The organism is Zhurongbacter thermophilus, from assembly GCF_026184435.1.
Lineage (GTDB): Bacteria > Coprothermobacterota > Coprothermobacteria > Coprothermobacterales > JAADFF01 > JAADFF01.
The window spans coordinates 1,176,644-1,197,046 of the sequence record NZ_CP046447.1 but is presented as its reverse complement, the minus strand read 5'-3'; the positions used below and the strand labels follow the sequence as shown (position 1 = coordinate 1,197,046).

The 20,403-nt window shown below is 42.5% G+C and carries 20 protein-coding genes and 5 tRNA genes; 23 read left to right on the top strand and 2 right to left on the bottom strand.

All coding sequences use genetic code 11. From position 1 onward, the window contains the following. Window positions 1–46: 46 nt before the first annotated feature. From GM182_RS06045 to groL, 8 genes are all read left to right on the top strand, one after another. The gene (locus tag GM182_RS06045; RefSeq protein WP_449186209.1) at window positions 47–1,783 is read left to right on the top strand and encodes an N-6 DNA methylase; all 1,737 of its coding nucleotides are present in this window, start codon (window positions 47–49) and stop codon (window positions 1,781–1,783) included. 9 nt (window positions 1,784–1,792) lie between these two features. Then, on the top strand, window positions 1,793–2,302 hold the full coding sequence (locus GM182_RS06040) for a hypothetical protein (protein ID WP_449186208.1): 510 nt from the start codon (window positions 1,793–1,795) through the stop codon (window positions 2,300–2,302). Then, window positions 2,280–3,533 (top strand): restriction endonuclease subunit S, encoded by a 1,254-nt coding sequence (locus GM182_RS06035; protein ID WP_449186207.1) that lies wholly within the window; start codon window positions 2,280–2,282, stop codon window positions 3,531–3,533. The genes GM182_RS06040 and GM182_RS06035 overlap by 23 nt, the downstream gene beginning before the upstream one ends. Next, window positions 3,514–6,825, top strand: a complete 3,312-nt coding sequence (locus tag GM182_RS06030) for a type I restriction endonuclease subunit R (protein WP_449186206.1) — start codon at window positions 3,514–3,516, stop codon at window positions 6,823–6,825. The genes GM182_RS06035 and GM182_RS06030 overlap by 20 nt, the downstream gene beginning before the upstream one ends. Next, complete coding sequence (locus GM182_RS06025) at window positions 6,818–7,366, top strand: M48 metallopeptidase family protein (RefSeq protein WP_449186205.1); 549 nt, start codon at window positions 6,818–6,820, stop codon at window positions 7,364–7,366. The genes GM182_RS06030 and GM182_RS06025 overlap by 8 nt, the downstream gene beginning before the upstream one ends. Window positions 7,367–7,371: 5 nt before the next feature. After that, the gene (locus GM182_RS06020) at window positions 7,372–9,093 is read left to right on the top strand and encodes a GmrSD restriction endonuclease domain-containing protein (RefSeq protein ID WP_449186204.1); all 1,722 of its coding nucleotides are present in this window, start codon (window positions 7,372–7,374) and stop codon (window positions 9,091–9,093) included. A gap of 552 nt (window positions 9,094–9,645) precedes the next feature. Then, a complete protein-coding gene (groES, locus tag GM182_RS06015; protein WP_449186203.1) occupies window positions 9,646–9,936 on the top strand; it encodes a co-chaperone GroES in 291 nt (96 codons plus the stop codon). Between the two features lie 28 nt (window positions 9,937–9,964). Next, a complete protein-coding gene (groL, locus tag GM182_RS06010; protein WP_449186202.1) occupies window positions 9,965–11,590 on the top strand; it encodes a chaperonin GroEL in 1,626 nt (541 codons plus the stop codon). Window positions 11,591–12,084: 494 nt separating this feature from the next. Here the strand turns inward: groL and GM182_RS06005 are convergent, their stop codons facing one another. Next, window positions 12,085–12,666, bottom strand: a complete 582-nt coding sequence (locus tag GM182_RS06005) for a hypothetical protein (RefSeq protein ID WP_449186201.1) — start codon at window positions 12,664–12,666, stop codon at window positions 12,085–12,087. Between the two features lie 91 nt (window positions 12,667–12,757). Between GM182_RS06005 and GM182_RS06000 the strand changes: the two genes are divergently transcribed. Together GM182_RS06000 and GM182_RS05995 are read left to right on the top strand one after the other, a co-directional pair. After that, a complete protein-coding gene (locus GM182_RS06000) occupies window positions 12,758–13,558 on the top strand; it encodes a DODA-type extradiol aromatic ring-opening family dioxygenase (protein WP_449186200.1) in 801 nt (266 codons plus the stop codon). A 12-nt stretch (window positions 13,559–13,570) separates the two neighbouring features. Beyond that, window positions 13,571–14,410, top strand: coding sequence for a DMT family transporter (locus tag GM182_RS05995; RefSeq protein ID WP_449186199.1), 840 nt, complete (start codon window positions 13,571–13,573; stop codon window positions 14,408–14,410). A gap of 31 nt (window positions 14,411–14,441) precedes the next feature. Here the strand turns inward: GM182_RS05995 and GM182_RS05990 are convergent. Next, a tRNA-Val gene (locus tag GM182_RS05990) sits at window positions 14,442–14,516 on the bottom strand. A gap of 121 nt (window positions 14,517–14,637) precedes the next feature. Between GM182_RS05990 and GM182_RS05985 the strand changes: the two genes are divergently transcribed. From GM182_RS05985 to rimP, 13 genes are all read left to right on the top strand, one after another. Further along, window positions 14,638–14,723, top strand: a tRNA-Tyr gene (locus GM182_RS05985). Between the two features lie 9 nt (window positions 14,724–14,732). Beyond that, window positions 14,733–14,807 (top strand) — tRNA-Gly (locus GM182_RS05980). A gap of 5 nt (window positions 14,808–14,812) precedes the next feature. Continuing rightward, window positions 14,813–14,887 (top strand) — tRNA-Thr (locus tag GM182_RS05975). 58 nt (window positions 14,888–14,945) lie between these two features. Further along, window positions 14,946–16,193: an elongation factor Tu gene (gene tuf, locus GM182_RS05970; RefSeq protein ID WP_449186117.1), complete on the top strand. Its 1,248-nt coding sequence runs from the start codon at window positions 14,946–14,948 to the stop codon at window positions 16,191–16,193. Window positions 16,194–16,280: 87 nt separating this feature from the next. Further along, window positions 16,281–16,445, top strand: coding sequence for a 50S ribosomal protein L33 (gene rpmG / locus GM182_RS05965; protein ID WP_449186198.1), 165 nt, complete (start codon window positions 16,281–16,283; stop codon window positions 16,443–16,445). Window positions 16,446–16,494: 49 nt separating this feature from the next. Further along, window positions 16,495–16,571, top strand: a tRNA-Trp gene (locus tag GM182_RS05960). Window positions 16,572–16,600: 29 nt separating this feature from the next. Continuing rightward, window positions 16,601–16,870 (top strand): preprotein translocase subunit SecE, encoded by a 270-nt coding sequence (secE, locus tag GM182_RS05955; RefSeq protein ID WP_449186197.1) that lies wholly within the window; start codon window positions 16,601–16,603, stop codon window positions 16,868–16,870. A 15-nt stretch (window positions 16,871–16,885) separates the two neighbouring features. Then, window positions 16,886–17,440 (top strand): transcription termination/antitermination protein NusG, encoded by a 555-nt coding sequence (nusG, locus tag GM182_RS05950; RefSeq protein WP_449186196.1) that lies wholly within the window; start codon window positions 16,886–16,888, stop codon window positions 17,438–17,440. A gap of 13 nt (window positions 17,441–17,453) precedes the next feature. Continuing rightward, window positions 17,454–17,897 (top strand): 50S ribosomal protein L11, encoded by a 444-nt coding sequence (rplK, locus tag GM182_RS05945; protein WP_449186195.1) that lies wholly within the window; start codon window positions 17,454–17,456, stop codon window positions 17,895–17,897. A gap of 53 nt (window positions 17,898–17,950) precedes the next feature. Next, window positions 17,951–18,667 carry a 50S ribosomal protein L1 gene (gene rplA, locus GM182_RS05940; protein ID WP_449186194.1) on the top strand — a complete coding sequence of 239 codons (717 nt, stop codon included), beginning with the start codon at window positions 17,951–17,953 and terminating at the stop codon, window positions 18,665–18,667. 159 nt (window positions 18,668–18,826) lie between these two features. Next, window positions 18,827–19,372 carry a 50S ribosomal protein L10 gene (rplJ, locus tag GM182_RS05935; RefSeq protein WP_449186193.1) on the top strand — a complete coding sequence of 182 codons (546 nt, stop codon included), beginning with the start codon at window positions 18,827–18,829 and terminating at the stop codon, window positions 19,370–19,372. Window positions 19,373–19,429: 57 nt separating this feature from the next. Then, window positions 19,430–19,810 carry a 50S ribosomal protein L7/L12 gene (gene rplL, locus GM182_RS05930; RefSeq protein WP_449186192.1) on the top strand — a complete coding sequence of 127 codons (381 nt, stop codon included), beginning with the start codon at window positions 19,430–19,432 and terminating at the stop codon, window positions 19,808–19,810. Window positions 19,811–19,927: 117 nt separating this feature from the next. Next, window positions 19,928–20,389 (top strand): ribosome maturation factor RimP, encoded by a 462-nt coding sequence (rimP, locus tag GM182_RS05925; protein ID WP_449186191.1) that lies wholly within the window; start codon window positions 19,928–19,930, stop codon window positions 20,387–20,389. The last annotated feature ends 14 nt before the right edge of the window (window positions 20,390–20,403 follow it).

Below are 20,403 nucleotides of genomic sequence, written 5' to 3'. Positions count from 1 at the left end.
GTGGTATAATGTTTTTGTGTAAACCTTATAAGGAGGGGATAACATTATGACAGAGTGGTTGAAAAAGAGATTTGAAAAGCTCCTTGAGTACTATGACCATAAATCCTTTGGCTTTGAAGATGCACTATCCGCCTTGTCAGAAGCCTTTGGAGACGATGAAACGACAGTTAAAAAGGTGTTGTCTGAACTGAAAGCAGAGGATCTCATTGAGGTGACCCCGTCTCAAACCGACCGCCGTAAGAAGCTTTACAAAGTTAAAGAAACCGAGAGTGTCAAAGATATCACATCCAAGGGTGAACTTGAGGCACTCCTTAAGAGAGCTACAGATACCATTAGAAACAGGGTTGATTATACATTCCTTCTTGTCATACTCTTCTACAAAGCCATAAGCGATAAATGGGAAAAGGAATACACTGACAGGGTAAACAGATATGTATCTGAGGGTAAACCGCGCCCTGTTGCCGAAAAACTTGCCAAATTGAAGCATCTTCACAACTTTGTGGTGCCTGAAGAGCATTTATGGAAAAATGTCATGAGCTCAGAAAACCCCGTTGCCGCACTTATGGAGGCTCTAAATGCCATAGCCAAGGCAAACCCTCAACTTGCCGGTGTTATCAACAGAAATGAGTTTGTGGATTTCCTCAGAAGTGAAGATAACCGTGCAACCATCTTGCAGCTTCTTTATATGTTTGATGCCCTGAATTTTGCCGACTTTTCAACCGACCTTTTGGGAGATGCCTATGAGTATATACTGAGAAACTTTGCCCCAGAAAAGGCAAAACAGGGAGAAATATACACTCCCCGTGAAGTTATAGAGCTGATGGTTGATATTATAGAGCCCAAACCCGGCCAGAGCGTATATGACCCCGCTTGTGGCTCTGGCGGTATGCTCATAGCTGTTGATAAATATCTGAAAAACCATTATGAAGATGAGAGAGAAAAAACAAAGCTCTACGGACAGGAGGTCAATACAGTGACGGCAGCTCTTGCCCGTATGAACCTGTTTATTCACGATATAAGCACAGAGAGGGTGAAGATAGAGGAAGGAGATACCCTCAGAAACTCCAAGTTTATAGAAAATGGTAAGCTGATGAAGTTTGACATTGTCATAGCCAATCCGCCATGGAACCTTAAGGGTATAGACCCCGGAGACCTTGCCTCTTCTCCTATGGCAGACGAAAGGTTTAAATATGGATACACTACAAAGAGTTCCGCGGATTGGGCATGGATACAGCATATGCTTGCATCAAGCACGGGAAAGAACAAGATTGCCGTTGTCTTTGATACAGGGCTTTTGTTCAGAGGTAGCAGAGAAAAGGCAATAAGAAAGGCTATACTTGAAGAGGACCTTATAGAGACTATTATTCTGCTACCTGAAAAACTCTTTTACAACACATCTGCCCCGGGTGTTATTATCATTCTCAACAAGAATAAAGCAGAGGATAGAAAGGGTAAGGTACTGTTTATCAATGCCTCTGAGCTATATGCTCCCCATCCTACTGTTAGAAAACTGAACACCATAACACCAGAGCAGAGGGCAAAGATAGCAGAGCATGCCATAGACTGGAAAGAGGAGCCCCATTTTGCCAAGATTGTGGATATAAAGGAAATAAAGAAGAATGATTATAACCTCAGCGTTCAAAGATATGTGTTCCCCAAGATTGAAGTTGAAGAGATAGATATTGCCTCAGAGTGGAAGAAGATAGAGGATCTCACAGAGAAGGAAAGTAAGTTGAGGCAGAAGATAGAGGAGTATTTGAGAGATATAGGGATAAGGGGGTGAGGAAATAATATGGCAAAGAAAGACGAAAAAACATTGGGATGTGTAAATAATTTGTTGATTTTTTTTACAGGATACAATATTGTGGTTTTATCTTTGATATGGTTAGCTTTCTTTTTGATTGATCGAGGATATGCATTTGGGTTTAATATTGTGTTAGTGATCGTAATCAGCCTGTTTATTTTAAGTGGGGAACTGTTTTGTCAATTAGTTGATGTCATTAAAGAGGCTATTAAAATTATTACTTCCATGTTTTTTATATTGCTGATATGGAGTGTAATAATTTCTGTTGGTAATTATATTGGATTTGATATGCAAGATTATAGCAAACTCATTAAGAATTATGTAGTGGGTACGTTTGCTGAAGGATTAGTAATTTTTTCTTTGGTTATAGTAGTTATTATAGCTATTTATGGGATAAGATGGTTTTTATCAAAGACCTTTTCGAAGTTTATTTCTAAGTACCGTTTTATAGAAGCAGTATTCTACGGGAGGGAGAATGAAGGTGATTCTGATGTGTAAGCAAGGCTATAAGGAAACAGAAATAGGCTGTATTCCTGAAGATTGGAGGGTTGTGAACTTGGGGGAGGTTTTGACTGAATCATTTGAAAAGGCACAGGTGGTTAGAGAAGACAGAATATTGACTGTTAAGTTGAGAGTAAAAGGTGTTGTGAAAAGAGAATACAAAGATAAGGATGTTAAGGTTTCTCCGAATACTACATATTATGTCAGAAGAAAAGGACAATTCATATATGGAAAACAAAACTTGCATAAGGGCGCTTTAGGTATAGTGCCAGATAGTCTTGATGGATATTTATCCACCAGGGATGTTCCTGCTTTTGATATAGATATAAGTTTGATAGATCCTTATTATTTGTTTTATTACTTTTCTAGACCTGAGTTCTATACATGGTTAGAAAATTTTGCAGATGGAACTGGTTCAAAGCGAATCCATTTTTATTCTATAGAAAATCTTCCCCTTCCCCTGCCCCCACTTCCAGAGCAGAAGAAAATAGCCGAGATACTTTCTACTGTTGATGAGGAGATATCAACGGTAGATAGGGAAATAGAGCATGCAGAGAGAATGAAGAAAGGACTTCTTAGCAAACTTCTTACAGAGGGAATAGGCCATACAGAGTTTAAAGAAACCGAGATTGGTAGAATCCCAAAGGATTGGCAAGTTGTGAAGTTAGGTAATGTGGTGGAAGTAGTAATGGGACAATCTCCTCCATCGGAATATTACAATACAGAGGGAGAAGGATTGCCCTTTATGCAGGGTAAGAATGAGTTTGGTGCGATTTATCCTAATCCTTCCATGTATACCTCTATGTATAACAAAGTTTCAGAAGTTGGAGATGTATTGTTATCGGTCAGGGCTCCGGTTGGAGAAGTTAATATATCCAATATGCGTATAGCTTTGGGAAGGGGCTTGGCGGCTTTACGAAGTAGAAAAGAAATAGACAATTTTTATTTGTTTTATTCTTTTCTCTCTTTTCTTGGTGATACATTGAAAAATATTTCTGGAGGTAGTACTTTTAAAAGTGTTACGAAAGAACAAATAAAGTCCCTTCTTCTCCCTCTCCCCCCACTTCCAGAGCAGAAAAAGATAGCCGAGATACTCTCCACTGTTGATGAATATATACAAACGCTTAGGGAGAAGAAGAAACACCTTGAGCAGGTGAAAAAGGGACTTTTGAATGACCTCATCACCGGTAAAAGGCGGGTGAAGGTAGATGCAGTCTCTAACATATAGTAGTGAGGCCGAATATGAAAAAGACCTTATAGATGCTTTATCCCTTTGGGGCTGGCAGCATGTTCCGGGCAAGAATATAGAGCTGGTATCCCCCGATTTCCCTGTTTGGGAGGAGGAACTACGAAGGCAGATAAAACGTATCAATAATCTCTCTGATACCCCATACCACAATGCTATAGTTTCTGAGATGGTGCAGAGGTTGAAGGAGATTGTTCAGGTCACTGGTGCCAGCGATACCGGTCTTATACACAGCGCTAAGGAGTTTTTAGGGCTCATAAGAGGTGGTTATATATCAGACAGTGGCAACTACAAATATATTGACTTTAAGCGGGTGGAGAATAACAGCTTTGTGCTTGCCAGTCAGCTGAGAGTGGACAGATACAGGCTTGATATTGTGCTTTTCATCAACGGTATTCCCATTGTGAATATAGAGCTGAAAAATCCCGGAGGAGAAGAGGTGTCTTGGGAAGAAGCATTTGACCAAATTAGTGCATATCAGAGAAAATTTCCCGAGTTGTATACGATGGTTCAAATAGGTGTGGCAGCACAGGGAAATATTGAACCGGAGGACAGGGGTATACGATACTTTGCCACAATGCCGTGGCGGAGTTACGGGGGCTATTCATTGCTTGACAAAGAGAAAATAGCCACTATATGGGATACAAAACTTATACTGCCCGATGGCACTTCTAAGGATGTGGAAAGTCCTCTTCTGTATCGTTTAGGCTTTCTGTATCCCCCTGTTCTCCTTGATATCCTCAAATATTACATCTATGTCAGGCCAGATAAAGAGGATAAAATCATTGCCCGCTATATGCAGTATAGGGCTGCATCAAAGATATTTACACGAGTGAAACGCTATGTCTCTGGAGAGATGCCAGAGGACGAAAAGCCCGGTGGTGTCATATGGCATTGGCAGGGAACGGGTAAGAGTTTGACAATGGCTTTTGCGGCTATCAAGCTCAGCACCGAGAAGTTGGAAGTGTCTCGTGATGGTAAAGATATAGCCAAGTCTGTTTTCTTTGTTGTGGATAGGAAATCTCTTGCGGAGCAGATTTACAAGGTGCTTATGTCCATAGAGCCTAAAGGTGTAGATAAGCCTTACATGATGGAGACCATTGAGGACCTTGTGAAGACTATAAAGACCTCTGGTTGTCAGGGCAAGAGGGGACACATTGTTACACTTATTCACAAGTTTCAAGAGGATGCCTTTGATGAGCTTATAAAGCTGTGTGAGCAGGAAGAGAGAGTCGGACACGAGACTGTTAGGACGAGCAAGAAGATAACCGTTTTCATCGATGAGGGACATCGCTCACAGGCTGGCAAAATGGGAAGGTTTATGAGAACCCTCCTTGCAAAAGCCCCGATGTTTGCATTTACTGGAACACCGAAGTTTTCTGAGAAAGAGGAGAAAGATACAACAAGCATTTTTGGACCAATACTTGATAGGTATTTTATTGCCGATTCATTGGAAGACGGATATACACTTCCCATTGTCCTTGTGGATAGGCTTCCTGATGTGCATCTAAAAGATGAGAAGATTGATGAGGCACTGAAGGAGGTTCGTAGAAGACTTCAGGAGGCTATGAAGCAGGAAGGGGCTTATGTCAGTGTTGGGGATATTGAGGAGGAAGTTGCCAAGAATCTGAAGCTTGCGGATTTTCTTGGACACGAGCAGAGAATGAATATCATAGCCAGAGATATAACAAAGCATTTCCTTGATGAGGTAAACGGTAAGTTCAAGGCGCTTGTTGTTGCCGCTTCCCGTGAGCTTGCGGCAAAGTACCGCATGCTTATTGATAAGTATCTTAGAGAAGAGACGAAAGAAAGGGGTGTTGAATATTCTCCTTCGTGGGTAGAGGCTGTCTTTAGTGAAAATGATGCAACGCATTCATCAGGGTATATTCAGGAATACATACTTGATGCTGAGAAGAGGTATGGCAAGCCCTATGAATTGCTAAAAAAAGAGTTTATAGATAATTTCAGAGGGGATTATGACAGGAGTGCAGAGCCGAGAATACTTGTTGTTACCAATATGCTCTTGACTGGCTATGATGTCCCAGTCTTAAGGGTTATGTATTTTGATAGATTTATGACAGATGGAGGACTTCTGCAGGCACTGGCCCGCACAAATAGGCCATATCCCGGCAAAGATAGCGGTATTGTGTTTGACTATGTAGGAATTCTTAAGAATATTGAAAGGGCACTTCTGGAGTATCAGGAAAAGGGAGATGTGTTAAAAACCTTCAATGACCCGAAAAAGGTTGTTGATGAAATAGATGCCCTTCTTGTGAGGCTTATCGCAGAGCTGAAGAATATCAGAGTGAAAGATGAAGAGTATTTAAATGTTGAAGATATTTACAGGCTTGGGAGTAATGAGAGAAATTGGCTTTCTGCGGAGCTTGCTAGACGCATTGCCTCACAGAAAAGCTTGTATGGCAGTGACAATGAAGAGGTCCTTATTTGGCGGCAGGTTGTCATGCTTGCTAAGAAGATAAGAAGCAAACTTGCCACGCTTAAGATGGTGCAGGTGTCCCTTTCCCGTGATGAAAAAAATGTGATTGATAGGGCTTATGTGATAACTTCATTTGTTCTTGAAGTGGAAGAGAAAATGAATCGTGGAGTTAGGAAACTGGCAAGAAGATACAAGAAATCGGTGTCGGCTGCTGTCATGCCCACATTGGAATTTGAGGAACCTGATGAGGTAAGGGATTCAAAGGTTGCCAGGATAGATGCCCAGTTTGTGGAGCAAGTTGTCAAACAGATTAGTGGCAAGGCTACGCCTGCTAAGGGTGCAGTTCTTGAGATGGAAATAACCGTGAGCGGTATGACGGTTGATGATATCTTGAGGGAGCTGTCTATATCTGACTATGTTCCCGTTGATTTAAAGGAAAAGATTAAAAGGGTTTATAAGATTCTCAGAAGGGGTAAAGAGGCGTATGAGGAAGAGATAAAGAGCAATGTTATAGAGCTTCTTGATGCTTACAGAGAGGTGCTGGAGGAGAGGGAGAAATACGATTTAACCGATGAGGAGTATAGAGTTTATAGGGCTTTGAAACTATATTTTCCAGAGTTTTCTTTGAAGAAAAATGCAGAAGGTGTGAAGAGGGTGGTGAAGCGGTTAATTGAGTCGTTTGGTTCTACCAAGATGATGACCGAGATTATTGTTGATGAGCTGGAACTTTTAGATCCTGAGTTCAAAATTGTTGACCAGATTGACGATTTAGGAAACTTTATTGATGAGATTCTTGACACAATAAGAAATGTTCTTGAGGAAGAGGACAATGAGTAAGCGAAGGTTGCCCTACAAGGTTGTTTATAGAAAGGTAAAGCATCCTCGCATTAAGATAACTCCACAGGAGATTATTGTTATTGCCCCAAGCGATGAAGTGGCGAAGATGGTCTATGAAAAGTATAAGAAGAAAATAGATGATAGGCAAAAGCATATAAAGAGCGTGGAGGATGAAATAGCAAGGCTTTCAAAACAGGTTAGTATCAATCCTATGTCCATGACTGAGTTTAGAGAATATGTTCTCAGCAAGATAGAGGAATATGCACCTATAGTTGGAAACAGACCTAATAAGGTGTTGTTTAGGCTGATGCGTACAAGATGGGGTAGCAATTCTTCAAAGGGCAATATTACAATAAATACCCTTGCCCGGTATTTGCCAAAACATCTTATTGATTACATTGTCTTTCACGAAATGCTCCACTTTGTATATAGAAATCACAACAAGGCTTTTTGGCGTGTTATAGACGAGTTGTTTGGAGACCATGAAAAAATACATAAGAAATTGTCATCTTACCTATATGCTATACAAGAAAGGAAGTGATACGCATGGAGCTTGGATGGAGAAAAGAAAAAGTGTTAGATTTAGTTAGGAAGGCATATAGAGGAGAGGTTGTTTTACCTGATTTTCAAAGAAGTTTTGTATGGTCTAGAAATGATATAGAGGAGCTTATTGTTTCCATATTGGAGAAGATGTTTATAGGTACATTTCTTGTTCAGCAAGTTGACCCGACTAATGTCCATTTTAATGTAATTCCTATAGAGGGAGTTACAATGGTCAATAACGAGTTTTCCCCAAATCCTAATATGATTATCCTTGATGGGCAGCAGCGTATTACCTCAATTTTCTATGCTCTGTATGAGCCAGATATACCATTAAAAAATACATCTAATCCATATGTGTTTTTTATAAAACTAGATGCTTTGGCTGAAGGTAATGTGGAAGAAGCGGTCTTTAGCTGGTCTAAGGAGTGGAGAGAATATAGAGCTCTCATGGGGGATGGAGATTATGATATTGACAAGTTGGTCCATAGAAAGATTATACCTGTATCTTTCCTAAAAAGTGAGAGGAGTTTTTCAAAGTATTGGTATAAACATTTTGAACATGTATTCGATGAAAAAACTGCGGAAAAAATCTATAGTTATTTAAGTAATCTTATGGATTATCATGTTCATCTGTTAACTATTTCCATAAGTGAAAAGCCTGATAAAATAGCGGTTTTATTTGAGAGAATTAACAGGACAGGAGTTAAATTGTCTGTATTTGATTTGTTAACAGCCCGCCTATACAAGTTTATTAACTTAAGAAGGTTATGGGAACAAGCATATGAGAATGGATATCACATTAGAAAGTTTGCAGGAGAAGATGTAAAGAATACTAAAGTTCCATATTATATAGTACAAGGAATTGCCTTATCTCATGATTTGAATTTGAAAGCGAGGGAACTTGTTAAAATTGATTCTGATATTATTAACGAAGACTCGTGGGTTATTGCTGTGGATCTTCTAGAAGAGAAGATCTTAAAAAGATTGTTTGATAGTAACTACGGTATTCCTGATCGAAAATGGTTTTCATATCCTGCAATGATTACTGTTTTCCTTGGATTGTTTTTAAAAGATAGAAAAGGCGAACTGAATATAGATATTTCCAAAATAGATAAGTGGTATTGGAGTGCTATATTTTCTGAAAGATACTCGAGTTCAACGGATTCTCGACTTACAAAAGATTTTAAAGATCTTGTAGAATGGCTGAAAGATAATAAAAGGCTCCCAGAAACTGTTTTAAGATTTTGGAATGAGTTTCCTCTTGTGAAAATTAGTACAAAAAGTGCCGGTAGTTCAAAGTACAAGGGAGTATTTAATCTACTCTTTAGAAAAGGGGCTTGGGATTTCTATGAAAAGGATACTATTAGCTTTTCTCAGGGTGATTTGGATGACCATCATATATTTCCTAAAAAATTTTTAGAGAGAAAAGGGATAAAGGAAGAGGTGGACTCTGTACTTAACAGAACACTCATCTTATCATCTACCAATCGTCATATTAGTAGTAAATCTCCGGCTTCTTATATACAAGAAATGATCAAAATTCATGGTAGTAAAGAGGCAGTAAGACTTATTCTGGATAAGCATTTTATTAATGGTGAGATGCTAGAAATACTCCAAAGTGTGGATGATGATACACCAGCTTCCATAGTAGAAGAACGGTTTAGGGAGTTTATTCATATGCGGGAAGAACTGATAAAAAAGGAAATTAAAACTTTGGTAATGTGACTATTGGGAGAATATATTCGGTTGTTTTGTCTTAGATGGTAGTGCGTTATTGTCTGTCCTGTGTGTGATACAAATTCCACAAAAAGTGTCCTGCTGGTAAGACACTTTTTCTGGGAAATGTCCTGTATGTGATACACATTGTGGATATGAGCGACTATATCCTATCTGTTTTTTTCTTTTTCCGCCGACCGGGTTAGGCTACATTCCCATAGTGGTATTCTGGGACATTGAATATAATACCGTTGCAGATGGAAAGTAGTACTCTATGGAAAAGTCAAAGGAATAGAGAAAACCCTTTGTTATTTCATTCATGGTATAACAGTGCTATGAGCTGCTATTTCTCTTACTTTTCTTGAAAATCTCAGCGGTCGGTATTAAGACATTTACATGTGTTTTTTGATGTAAACATCGCTCTCACACTGCATTAGCAATACTTTCAACATATTGCTAAAAGTGATGTATATTTTGCATGGCTTTGTGGTATAATCTAATTGAACCTGAGTAGCAATAAAATACAAAGATTGCTAAAACTGATAGGGAGGTGACGGGGCTATGAAGCTGAGACCACTAGGTGACAGAATCGTAGTAAAACCCCTTGAGAAGGAAGTCAAGACAAAGAGCGGTATTCTCATTCCTGACACTGCCAAGGAGAAGCCACAGGAGGGCGAGGTTGTCGCAGTAGGTAAGGGTAAGCTCCTTGACAATGGTCAGCGTGCCGAGATGGAGGTAAAGGTTGGAGATAAGGTTATCTTCTCCAAGTATGCCGGTACAGAGGTAAAGATTGGTGACGAGAAGTATCTCATTCTCTCTGAGAGAGACGTTCTCGCCATCGTAGAAGAGTAATAAAAATTAAGAAAGGGAGGTGGGAGCCATGGCTGCAAAGATGCTCGAGTTTGGCGTAGAGGGTCGTAAGGCTCTTGAGCGCGGTGTAAATAAGCTTGCCGAGGCTGTCAAAAGGACACTTGGTCCTAAAGGGAGATATGTTGTTCTGGAGAGGAAGTTTGGTTCTCCTCTGATTACAAACGATGGTGTTACCATAGCAAAGGAGATTGACCTTCCCGATAAGTTTGAGAACCTTGGTGCTCAGCTTGCTAAGGAGGTTGCCTCTAAGACAAATGATGTTGCCGGTGACGGTACAACAACCGCTATCGTTCTTGCACAGGCTCTTGTTCGTGAGGGTCTGAAGAATGTTGAGGCCGGTGCCAATCCAATAGCCCTGAGAAGGGGTATTGAGAAAGCAGTTGAGAAGGTTGTTGAGGAGATTAAGAAGCTTGCCCGTGAGGTTAAGGACAAGAAGGAGATTGCAGAGGTTGCCACAATTTCTGCTAAGGATCCAAAGATTGGTGAGATTATTGCAGAAGCTATGGACAAGGTCGGCCGTGACGGTGTTATCACCGTTGAGGAGGGTAAGGGCCTTGACATAGAGCTTGAGGTTGTCGAGGGTATGGAGTTTGACCGTGGATACATTTCTCCATACTTCATCACTGATCCTGAGAAGATGGAGGTTGTTCTTGAGGATCCTGTTATCGTCATCACCGATAAGAAGATCTCCAATCTCCAGGAGTTCCTGCCACTGCTTGAGAAGATTGTGCAGACAAGCCGTACATTCCTTATCATTGCTGAGGATGTCGAGGGCGAGGCTCTTGCTACACTGATTGTCAACAAGCTCAGAGGCACATTCACAGCTGCTGCTGTTAAGGCTCCTGGCTTTGGTGAGAGAAGAAAGGCTATGCTCCAGGATATCGCTATCCTGACTGGCGGTCAGGTTATCTCTGAGGAACTTGGCATTACCTTTGAGAATGCAACACCTGATATGTTCGGTCGTGCAAAGCTCGTACGTATCAACAAGGACCGCACCATCATCGTTGATGGTAAGGGCGATCCTGAGGCAATCAAGGCTCGTATTGAGCAGATTAAGAAGCAGATGGAGCAGACCGATTCTGAGTATGAGAAGGAGAAGCTCCAGGAGCGTCTTGCTAAGCTCGCCGGTGGTGTAGCAGTCATCCGTGTCGGTGCTGCAACCGAGACCGAGATGAAGGAGAAGAAGCACAGAGTAGAGGATGCCGTCAATGCAACCAAGGCAGCCGTCGAGGAGGGTGTCGTTGCCGGTGGTGGTACAACATACCTCCACACACTCAAGACACTTGAAGAGCTCGAGAGCGAGCTCGAGGGCGACGAGGCAACTGGTGTGCGCATCGTCTACAGGGCACTCCACTGGCCAGCAAGGGTTATTGCTGACAATGCCGGTTATGAGGGTGCTGTCATCGTTGAGGAGATGAAGAAGAGAGAGTATCCAATAGGCTTCAATGCAGCCAAGGGTGAATATGAGAATATGTTCGAGGCTGGTATCATCGATCCAGCTAAGGTCACCCGTGCAGCACTCCAGAATGCTGCATCTATCGCTGCAATGATTATCACAACCGAGGCACTCGTTGCCGAGGAGCCTGAGAAGGAGACACCCGCTCCAGCTCCAGGAATGGGCGGAATGGACTTCTAATAACCTCTTATAGAAGATAATGGGGAGGCGACCTGCGTCGCCTCCCTTTTTCGTTTTGAGAGGACTGTTGAGTTTTTCTGGGCAGTTGGGGAAAATTCTTGTTTCATTTATAGAATTGGCTCATGCGCGTATAGTCAAAGTTAAGATGGTGAGGTAGGGCGGTTGGTCCTAGAGAACCTGTTTGCTTAAAACTCAAAGGTTGCTGTGTTTAAGAGTGGGTTTTTATTATGAAAATTTATATCCTTCATTAGGTATATACGTGACATATATATGATAGGAGTAGAAAGACTTTAATAAGTATTTTTCAGATAGTATAGTATTGATACGTTATATGTATGGCAAAGTAAAACTAGGGCTCTTATGTGTATATATGTCTATCAGCTGTGTTTTGCAATGTTGAGGTTCTTTAAGACAAGGTAGGTATTTTCTACTTTCAGTATATATATCATCCATGTTTTATATTTCTGCCCTAGAAATCGTTTGGATGTGTGCTGTTAGTGTTTCCACAGCATATCTGGTATACTGCCATCTGCTTTTAGCCTTATAAGGTATTTAATATCATCAGGTGAGGCAAGGTGATATTGTCTTATAGTATCTATGACACGGCTTTTTATATCTGGGTGTATGTCTACGCGGTCTGATACTTTGGCCATAGCGAGCATGTTGAGAGCAGATAATTTATAGGCATGTTCGGAGAAGAAGTCTTTTAAAAGGTATTTGTAGGCATCGTCTAGTGATGCTTCGGCTTTGTCTTTGTAGTTCTCTATTATTAGCAGTCTGTCTATCACATCAAGGGCTACACCAATGCTTTCTATCTTTATATTTTCCTGCCAGCGGTGGGTAAGGATAGATAGTACATCATTGTATACAGTGGGTATTTCCAGCAGTATACCTATGTAGTAGGCCAGCGACGATATAGAGAAATCGTCTATATGCAGCTGTGCAAGGGGAAAACTAATCATACCTAAATATCCCAACCATTTTAGTGTGGCACTTTCTAATTTTAGACCATAGTCATATTTGCGGGGCACATGTTTTTTCAGTGCCACAATGTCGGTCATTGCCTTTTTTAGCATTAGTATGAGTTGCCCATAAGTATTCATATTTATATGTTATAAATAATCCACCAAATTAGGTAAAGTGTATATAGGGAAGGAGGGGATGCATATGGAATTCTTCACAGCATTTACACCGCATCCACCAATTATAGTGCCTGATATAGGAGGGCCAGAGCTTGCCAAAGCCCAGAAAACAGTAACGGCCATGAAACAATTGGCACGTAAGGTTGTAGAGTTTAGGCCTGATGTTATGCTTCTTGTGTCGCCCCATGCACCTGTTGATAAAGGGGCTGTGCCGATATTTGTGCCAGAACATGGCAAGTATCTTGGTAACCTCTACCAGTTTGGCTCCTCTTTTGCTATTGGTATGCCACTATGGCTCGATTTTGTAGAGAAATTGCTAAAAGATAGACCACCGTATATCAAGTTTTATGGCTATACATACCTTGACCATGCCTCTTTGGTGCCATTGTATTATCTATGGGACGAGTATGTACTTCAGAATAGACAAATGCCGGTAATGGTGCTTATTGGATACGATATATTGGCCTCAGGAGAGGACTATTACAACTTGGGTATGTTCTTTAGGGACTATATAGAGAAGAACTTTGCAGGCCTTAAGGTTTTATATCTCGCTTCTGGAGACTTATCTCATAGACTTACACCTGATGCACCAGCTGGTTATAATCCTCGGGGTGCAGAATTTGATGCTCTGGTGGTAAAGGCTATAAGCGATTGGGACAAGGACCTATACTTGTCTATACCTGATGATCTGAGAGAAGATGCCGGTGAGTGTGGCTATCTGTCATTTGCCAGTGGTATGGGCTTTGCAGGAGAACATGCATCTTCTGAAGTGCTGTCTTATGAGGCTCCCTTTGGTGTTGGTTATATGGTTGCATATGCCAAATAAGGGGTGAAAATTGTGGAGAAAAAGGAGTATTGGAAGGGTATACTTTTTCTTCTGCTAGCCACTTTCTTTTGGGGAATAACATTTCCCATACAGAAAATTGTACTTGATGCAAATGTATCGCCGTTTGTATATAATACCCTGCGGTTTTTCGTGGCCTCGGCTGTGGTTTTTATCTTGTGGGGGCCCGGTAATTTTAAGTATGGCTCTATATTGGGCGTGATACTGGCTATTAGCTATTTAGCTCAGACATGGGGACTATCACTCACAACATCGTCTCGTAGTGGTTTTATCACGGCTTTATTTGTTATCTTTGTACCATTCTTTTCATATCTTATAGAGAAGAAAAAGCCTACTGTATACCATGTTATTGCCTTTATTGTGGCTATGGTGGGTATACTTCTTCTTACTCATGGTGAGGTGGGGTTTGGACTTGGGGAATTTCTTACCCTGATATGTGCTATACTATTTGGTCTTCATGTTGTCCTTATCACGGTGTTTTCCCGTATTGTCAAAGAAGAACATCTGCTGTTTTGGCAGTTTTTTATGGTGTGGTTTGTCAATGGCATAGTAGCACTGATGGCAGGTCATTCCTTTGCCGTGTCTTTGCGTACATGGGGTGTTGCCATCTTTGCCGCACTAACCGCTACTGTCTATGGTATATGGGCACAGCTGAAGTATCAAAAGGTTGTATCTAGTAATACATCAGCTCTGATTTTTACTATGGAGCCGGTATTCGCATATATTTTCTCTTACCTAATTTTAGGTGAGGTATTGACCCCAACGCAGTGGATAGGAGCAATGCTTCTACTGGGTAGCACCATTATGGTGTCTGTTATGCAGGCTGGTAAATGAAAAGAAGGAGGGGTTATCCCCTCCTTCGCTTTGGTGGGTGCGGGAGGAATTGAACCTCCGACCTCTACTGTGTCAGAGTAGCGCTCTCCCACTGAGCTACGCACCCAGCCTTACCATGCACAATAAATTATACAGATGATTGACTATGTTGTCAAGTCTTCTACCCGAGAGACATACCCCTTGACAGAAATACCTGCACTTGTTATAATTACTTTGCGATTTGGTGAGGGGAGGTCGCCTAGCGGCCAATGGCACGGGACTGTAAATCCCGCGGCGAAAGCCTACGCTGGTTCGAATCCAGCCCTCCCCACCAAACGTAGGGGCGGGTGTAGCTCAGCGGTAGAGCATCAGCCTTCCAAGCTGAGGGTCGCGGGTTCGAATCCCGTCACCCGCTCCATTGGGGCCCAGATAGCTCAGTGGTAGAGCGCTTCCTTGGTAAGGAAGAGGTCGCGGGTTCAATCCCCGCTCTGGGCTCCAATTTTGTATATGTAAAAATTTCCAAAATCCAGAAAGGGAAAAAGGAGGCGAGTGAGGTATGGCAAAGGAGAAATTTGTAAGAACGAAGCCACACCTAAATGTGGGAACAATTGGACACATTGACCACGGAAAGACAACACTGACAGCAGCAATCACAGGAACATTGGCAGGTCTAGGACTTGCAAACTTCTTGGGATACTATGATATTGATAAGGCACCGGAAGAAAAAGAGAGAGGAATCACAATCAACATAGCCCACGTAGAGTATGAGACCCCAGACAGAGAAGTCAATGGAAAGCAGATCAAAGGAAGACACTATGCACACATAGACTGTCCAGGACACGCAGACTACATCAAGAACATGATCACCGGAGCAGCCCAGATGGACGGTTCCATCTTGGTAGTAGCAGCAACAGACGGTGTCATGCCCCAGACCAGAGAGCACGTACTGCTTGCCAGACAGGTTAACGTGCCATACATCATCGTATTCATCAACAAAGTAGACATGGTAGACGACCCCGAGCTAATCGAGCTGGTAGAGATGGAAGTCAGAGACCTGCTGAATCAGTATGATTTTCCTGGCGACGAAGTACCAGTAGTAGCTGGATCTGCATTGAAGGCCCTTGAGTACATAGAAGGACATCCGAATGTCCAGAGGGGCGAGAACGAGTGGGTAGACAAGATCTGGGAGCTTTTAGATGCTCTTGACACCTACATTCCAGAGCCACAGAGAGAGACCGACAAGCCATTCCTGATGCCAATCGAAGACATCTTCACCATTACAGGAAGAGGAACGGTTGTTACCGGAAAGGTAGAGAGAGGCGTACTACATGTAGGTGATGAGGTAGAAATCGTAGGACTGTCTGACGAGATCAGAAAGACCGTAGTTACCGGAATAGAGATGTTCAGGAAAGAGCTTGATGAGGCAATCGCCGGAGACAATATCGGTGTTCTCTTGAGAGGAATCGGTAAAGACGAAGTAGAGAGAGGACAGGTCTTGGCAAAGCCCGGATCCATTAAGCCTCACCGTAAATTCAAAGCACAGGTATATATCTTGAAGAAAGAGGAAGGCGGAAGACACAAGCCATTCTTCACCGGATACAGACCACAGTTCTACATCAGGACAACAGATGTTACCGGAACCATCAAGCTGCCTGAAGGCGTAGAGATGGCAATGCCTGGAGACAACCTGGAGCTAGAGGTAGAGCTTATATATCCGATTGCTCTTGAAGAGGGCAGCAGATTCGCAATCAGAGAAGGTGGCCGCACAGTAGGTGCTGGTGTTGTCACCGAGATCATTGAGTAATAAATACACGGAAGACATATATAGGGGTCGGGGGTCTTCCCCGACCTTTTTTATGCCGACAAGAGAGCCTTAGAGAGGTGATGAGAAATGGCAAAATCCAAGTTGAGGGTAAAAGTTATACTGGAGTGCACTGTCTGCGGTAGTCGCAACTATATCACTGAAAAAAATAGAAACAACACACCTGGTAGACTTGAGCTTAAGAAGTATTGCCCAAAGTGTGGTAGACATACCTTGCATAAAGAGACCAAATAGTGTATAATAAGTTTTGCTTGCTGCGAGTAAATCTGGCAGGGAGATTGGTAGGGGCGTAGCTCAATTTGGCAGAGCAGTGGACTCCAAATCCACAGGCTGGGGGTTCGAGTCCCTCCGCCCCTGCCAAATTTTTTAATGAAGAGGGGTGCCGAAAGATGTCTCTGAAAAAGTACTTCCAAGATGTGAAGTCAGAGCTTAAGAGGGTGACTTGGCCGAGCTTTGATGAGGTAAATAGAGCAGCTGGGGCCGTTTTGGGCCTATTTTTGATAATTGGTATATATGTTGCTGTCATTGACTGGATTATGATTCTTATCTGGAAGGTATTCCACCTTGGTCCATATAAGACATTTAATACAACTACACCATCTACTTCTACAACACCGCTTACCAATACTGGTAGTAGCACAGGAACATCTACTCCATAAGTGGAGGGTTGACATATGGCTGAAGTTGATAATCGCAGGTGGTATCTGGTACACACATCGGCTGGAAATGAGGCAAAGGTAAAAGAAGAACTGATGAAAAGGGTGCGTTCTGCCCATCTTGAAGATAAGATTCTAAGGGTAGAAGTGCCTACCGAGATGCGTATTGAGTATAAAAACAACAAGCCTAGGAAGGTAGAGAAGGTTATCTATCCTGGTTATGTGTTTGTTGAGGTTGTTATAGACCCTACAAAGGGTGCTATGGATAGTGATACATGGACACTTATTAGGTTCACGCCGGGTGTTCATGGTTTTGTTAGTGTTGATGGAAGGCCCTCTCCTGTAGATGATGAGGAGATGCTTGCGGTACTTAATGCCGATGAAGATCAGGCTCCCAAGCTCGATATTGAGGTTGGTGACCTGGTTGAGGTTATTGATGGTCCATTTAGGGGTAAAGAGGGTAGAGTTACCCAAGTGGATCACGAGCGTAAGAGAGTGTATGTGGCAATACATGTCTTTGGTAGAGAGGTTATTGCCGAGCTGGACTTTGTCCAGGTGAGAAAGAAGAAGTAAGGAGGGTTGAAAAATGGCACCTAAGAAGAAGAGCAAAAAGAAAATAGTAGACCAGTTTAGGATGGTGTTACCTGCAGGAAAGGCTTCTCCTGCACCACCAGTTGGTCCTATTCTTGGTCAGCGTGGTATTAACATCATGGCCTTCTGTAAGGCCTTTAATGCAAAGACAGCCCAGATGGGTGATGTTATTGTTCCTGTTGATGTTACCGTTTATGCAGATAAGTCTTTCTCTTTTGAGATTAAGACACCACCAGCTTCCTTCCTTTTGAAGAGGGCAGCCGGTGTGGCAAAGGGTTCTTCTGAGCCCAATAAGGTTAAAGTAGGAAAAGTTACACGCAAGCAGGTTAAAGAAATTGCTGAGAGCAAGATGAAAGACCTCAATACCGATGATATAGAGGCAGCTATGCGCATGATAGAGGGTACTGCCCGCTCCATGGGTATTGAGGTAGTAGACTAATCACTACAGTGGGAGGGCCATTTGCCCGATAGAACCACAAGGAGGGATGAACAGTGGCAAAGAGAGGAAAGAGATATAAAGCACTACTTGAAAAGTATGACAGAAATGCAGAGTATTCTATTAAGGAAGCAGTAAAGCTTGTTAAAGAGCTTGCAACAGCCAAGTTTGACGAGACCATCGAGCTCCACATGAGAATGGGTATTGACCCAAAGAAACCTGATCAGAATATCAGGTCTTCTGTTGTGCTTCCTCATGGTACAGGTAAGAATGTGAGGGTTCTTGTGTTTGCCGAGGGAGCAAAGGCTGAGGAGGCTAAAGAGGCAGGAGCCGACTATGTGGGTTCTGATGACCTTATAGAGAAAATTCAGAAGGGATGGCTTGACTTTGATATAGCCATTGCTACCCCTGATCAGATGAGAAAGGTTTCCAAGATTGCAAGAATACTTGGTCCCCGTGGCCTTATGCCTAACCCCAAGGCTGGCACTGTTACCAATGACATTGCCGCCGCTGTAAAGGAATTTAAGGCTGGTAAAATTGAGTTCAGAAACGATAAGACTGGAAACCTTCATATACCTGTAGGTAAGGCTTCTTTTGATGAACAGAAGCTTCTTGAAAATATCAAGGCTGCTCTTGCTGCAGTCTTGGCAGCAAAACCTGCTTCTTCTAAAGGTGCCTATATCAAAAAGATGGTGCTTGCACCAACCATGGGCCCCGGTGTGAGGGTTAATGTCAAAGACGCAACAGACTTTGCTACCAAAAAGTCTGTATAATATGGTATTATAAAAACCGGTTTGACCTGAGAAGTCGGTCGCAAACCCCCGTTTAAGGGGTACCGGCGGAGGTCGGATAGGCGAAAAGCAAATAGGTGTGTTTGTGATAGGCCTGCCGACTCCGTCGGCAGGCTTTTTTCATAGAGAGGAGGTGAAAGTGTGATTACAGGTAAGAGTCCCAGACCAGAGAAGGTTAAGAAGGTCCAGGAGATTAGAGAGAAGATAGCAAAGGCTACAGCTGTGATTCTCACAAAGTTCGAGGGTATTACCTCCGGTGATATGATGGACCTTCGTGCCGAGATTCGTAAAAACGGTCTTGAGATGAAGGTCTACAAAAACACTCTCATCCGTATCGCATTTGAAGAGGAGGGATACGAGGATATCCCAGCTGAGGCATTTAAGTATACAACTGCTATGATCTTTGCCTACGATGATCCTGTTGTAGCTGCTAAGCTCTACAAGGATATGAGAAAGCAGTATGATGTACTTGAGCCCAAACTACTCATTCTTGAGGGTAGGGTCTTTGGTCCTGAGAAGGTCGAGCAGCTTGCCGAGATGCCTTCCAGAGAGCAGGCACTTGCAATGGTGGCTGCTGCATTTGCCGCGCCGCTTAAGAACATGGCAAGCGTACTTCAGGCACCAGTAAGAGATCTTGCCAATGTTCTTCAGGCTTTGAAGAACAAGAAAGAAGAAGAGGGAGCCTAAGGCTCTGAACACCTAAAAAACAAAATAAAAAGAAAGAATAAAAGGAGGTAGATAGATATGTCCTGCACAAAGGAACAGATCATTGAAGCCCTTAAGGGTATGACCGTTATGGATCTTGTCGATCTCGTAAAAGCAATAGAGGAGGAGTTTGGTGTTTCCGCATCCGCTCCTGTAATGATGGCTGCTATGCCAGCCGCCGGTGCTGCTGCTGAGCCAGCAGAGGAGAAGACCGAGTGGGATGTCGTCCTTAAAGAGGCCGGTCCTAAGAAGCTCAATGTTATTAAGGTTCTTCGTCAGCTTACTGGTCTTGGTCTTAAAGAGGCCAAGGAGCTTGTCGACAACGCTCCTTCTACAATCAAAGAGGGTATTTCCAAGGAAGAGGCCGAAGATATCAAGAAGAAGCTCGAAGAGGCTGGCGCCGTTATCGAGCTCAAGTAATTTACAACATCTTTTTGCATTGTATTTGGGAGGGGTATTTGCCCCTCCCTTTGTTGTATAATATTATGAGTGGGATGCTGAGTCCCACTTTATTTGTTATATAAGAGGTGATTTGCGATGAACTGGGCAGATGTAATAGAAAAAATAGAACCGGAGATTAAACAGATAGTAGAGGATGCAGGCTATATGTTTGTTGATTTGGTGCATCGCAGGGAGGGTAGGTCTTCTATCCTTTCTGTGGTTATACATAAGGACCCTTCTGTTAGCTTGAAGGATTGTGAGAAAGTTAGCAGAAGGGTTGAACTGTTTCTTGATTCTGTGGATATTATTCCGCAGAGGTATATTCTGGAGGTAACATCTCCAGGACTTGATAGAAAGATTAGAAGAGACTTTGAGTACGACATTTTTAAAGGAAGAATTGCCCGTATCACATTTATCGATGATGAGGGTAAAGTGCGTACGACAGAGGCTACCCTTGTGGGCATACAAGATGAAGAGCTTGTTGTAGAGAAAGACGGTAGCCTTTATCGTATTCCGTTGTCTTCCATTAAAAAGGCAGTACTTATTCCACAGATATGAAAGGGTGTGGTGGG

Coding starts and splice junctions, on each gene's coding strand:
- GM182_RS06045 (WP_449186209.1), top strand. CDS start 47: ATGACAGAGTGGTTGAAAAAGAGATTTGAAAAGCTCCTTGAGTACTAT.
- GM182_RS06040 (WP_449186208.1), top strand. CDS start 1,793: ATGGCAAAGAAAGACGAAAAAACATTGGGATGTGTAAATAATTTGTTG.
- GM182_RS06035 (WP_449186207.1), top strand. CDS start 2,280: ATGAAGGTGATTCTGATGTGTAAGCAAGGCTATAAGGAAACAGAAATA.
- GM182_RS06030 (WP_449186206.1), top strand. CDS start 3,514: ATGCAGTCTCTAACATATAGTAGTGAGGCCGAATATGAAAAAGACCTT.
- GM182_RS06025 (WP_449186205.1), top strand. CDS start 6,818: ATGAGTAAGCGAAGGTTGCCCTACAAGGTTGTTTATAGAAAGGTAAAG.
- GM182_RS06020 (WP_449186204.1), top strand. CDS start 7,372: ATGGAGCTTGGATGGAGAAAAGAAAAAGTGTTAGATTTAGTTAGGAAG.
- groES (WP_449186203.1), top strand. CDS start 9,646: ATGAAGCTGAGACCACTAGGTGACAGAATCGTAGTAAAACCCCTTGAG.
- groL (WP_449186202.1), top strand. CDS start 9,965: ATGGCTGCAAAGATGCTCGAGTTTGGCGTAGAGGGTCGTAAGGCTCTT.
- GM182_RS06005 (WP_449186201.1), bottom strand. CDS start 12,666: ATGCTAAAAAAGGCAATGACCGACATTGTGGCACTGAAAAAACATGTG.
- GM182_RS06000 (WP_449186200.1), top strand. CDS start 12,758: ATGGAATTCTTCACAGCATTTACACCGCATCCACCAATTATAGTGCCT.
- tuf (WP_449186117.1), top strand. CDS start 14,946: ATGGCAAAGGAGAAATTTGTAAGAACGAAGCCACACCTAAATGTGGGA.
- rpmG (WP_449186198.1), top strand. CDS start 16,281: ATGGCAAAATCCAAGTTGAGGGTAAAAGTTATACTGGAGTGCACTGTC.
- secE (WP_449186197.1), top strand. CDS start 16,601: ATGTCTCTGAAAAAGTACTTCCAAGATGTGAAGTCAGAGCTTAAGAGG.
- nusG (WP_449186196.1), top strand. CDS start 16,886: ATGGCTGAAGTTGATAATCGCAGGTGGTATCTGGTACACACATCGGCT.
- rplK (WP_449186195.1), top strand. CDS start 17,454: ATGGCACCTAAGAAGAAGAGCAAAAAGAAAATAGTAGACCAGTTTAGG.
- rplL (WP_449186192.1), top strand. CDS start 19,430: ATGTCCTGCACAAAGGAACAGATCATTGAAGCCCTTAAGGGTATGACC.
- rimP (WP_449186191.1), top strand. CDS start 19,928: ATGAACTGGGCAGATGTAATAGAAAAAATAGAACCGGAGATTAAACAG.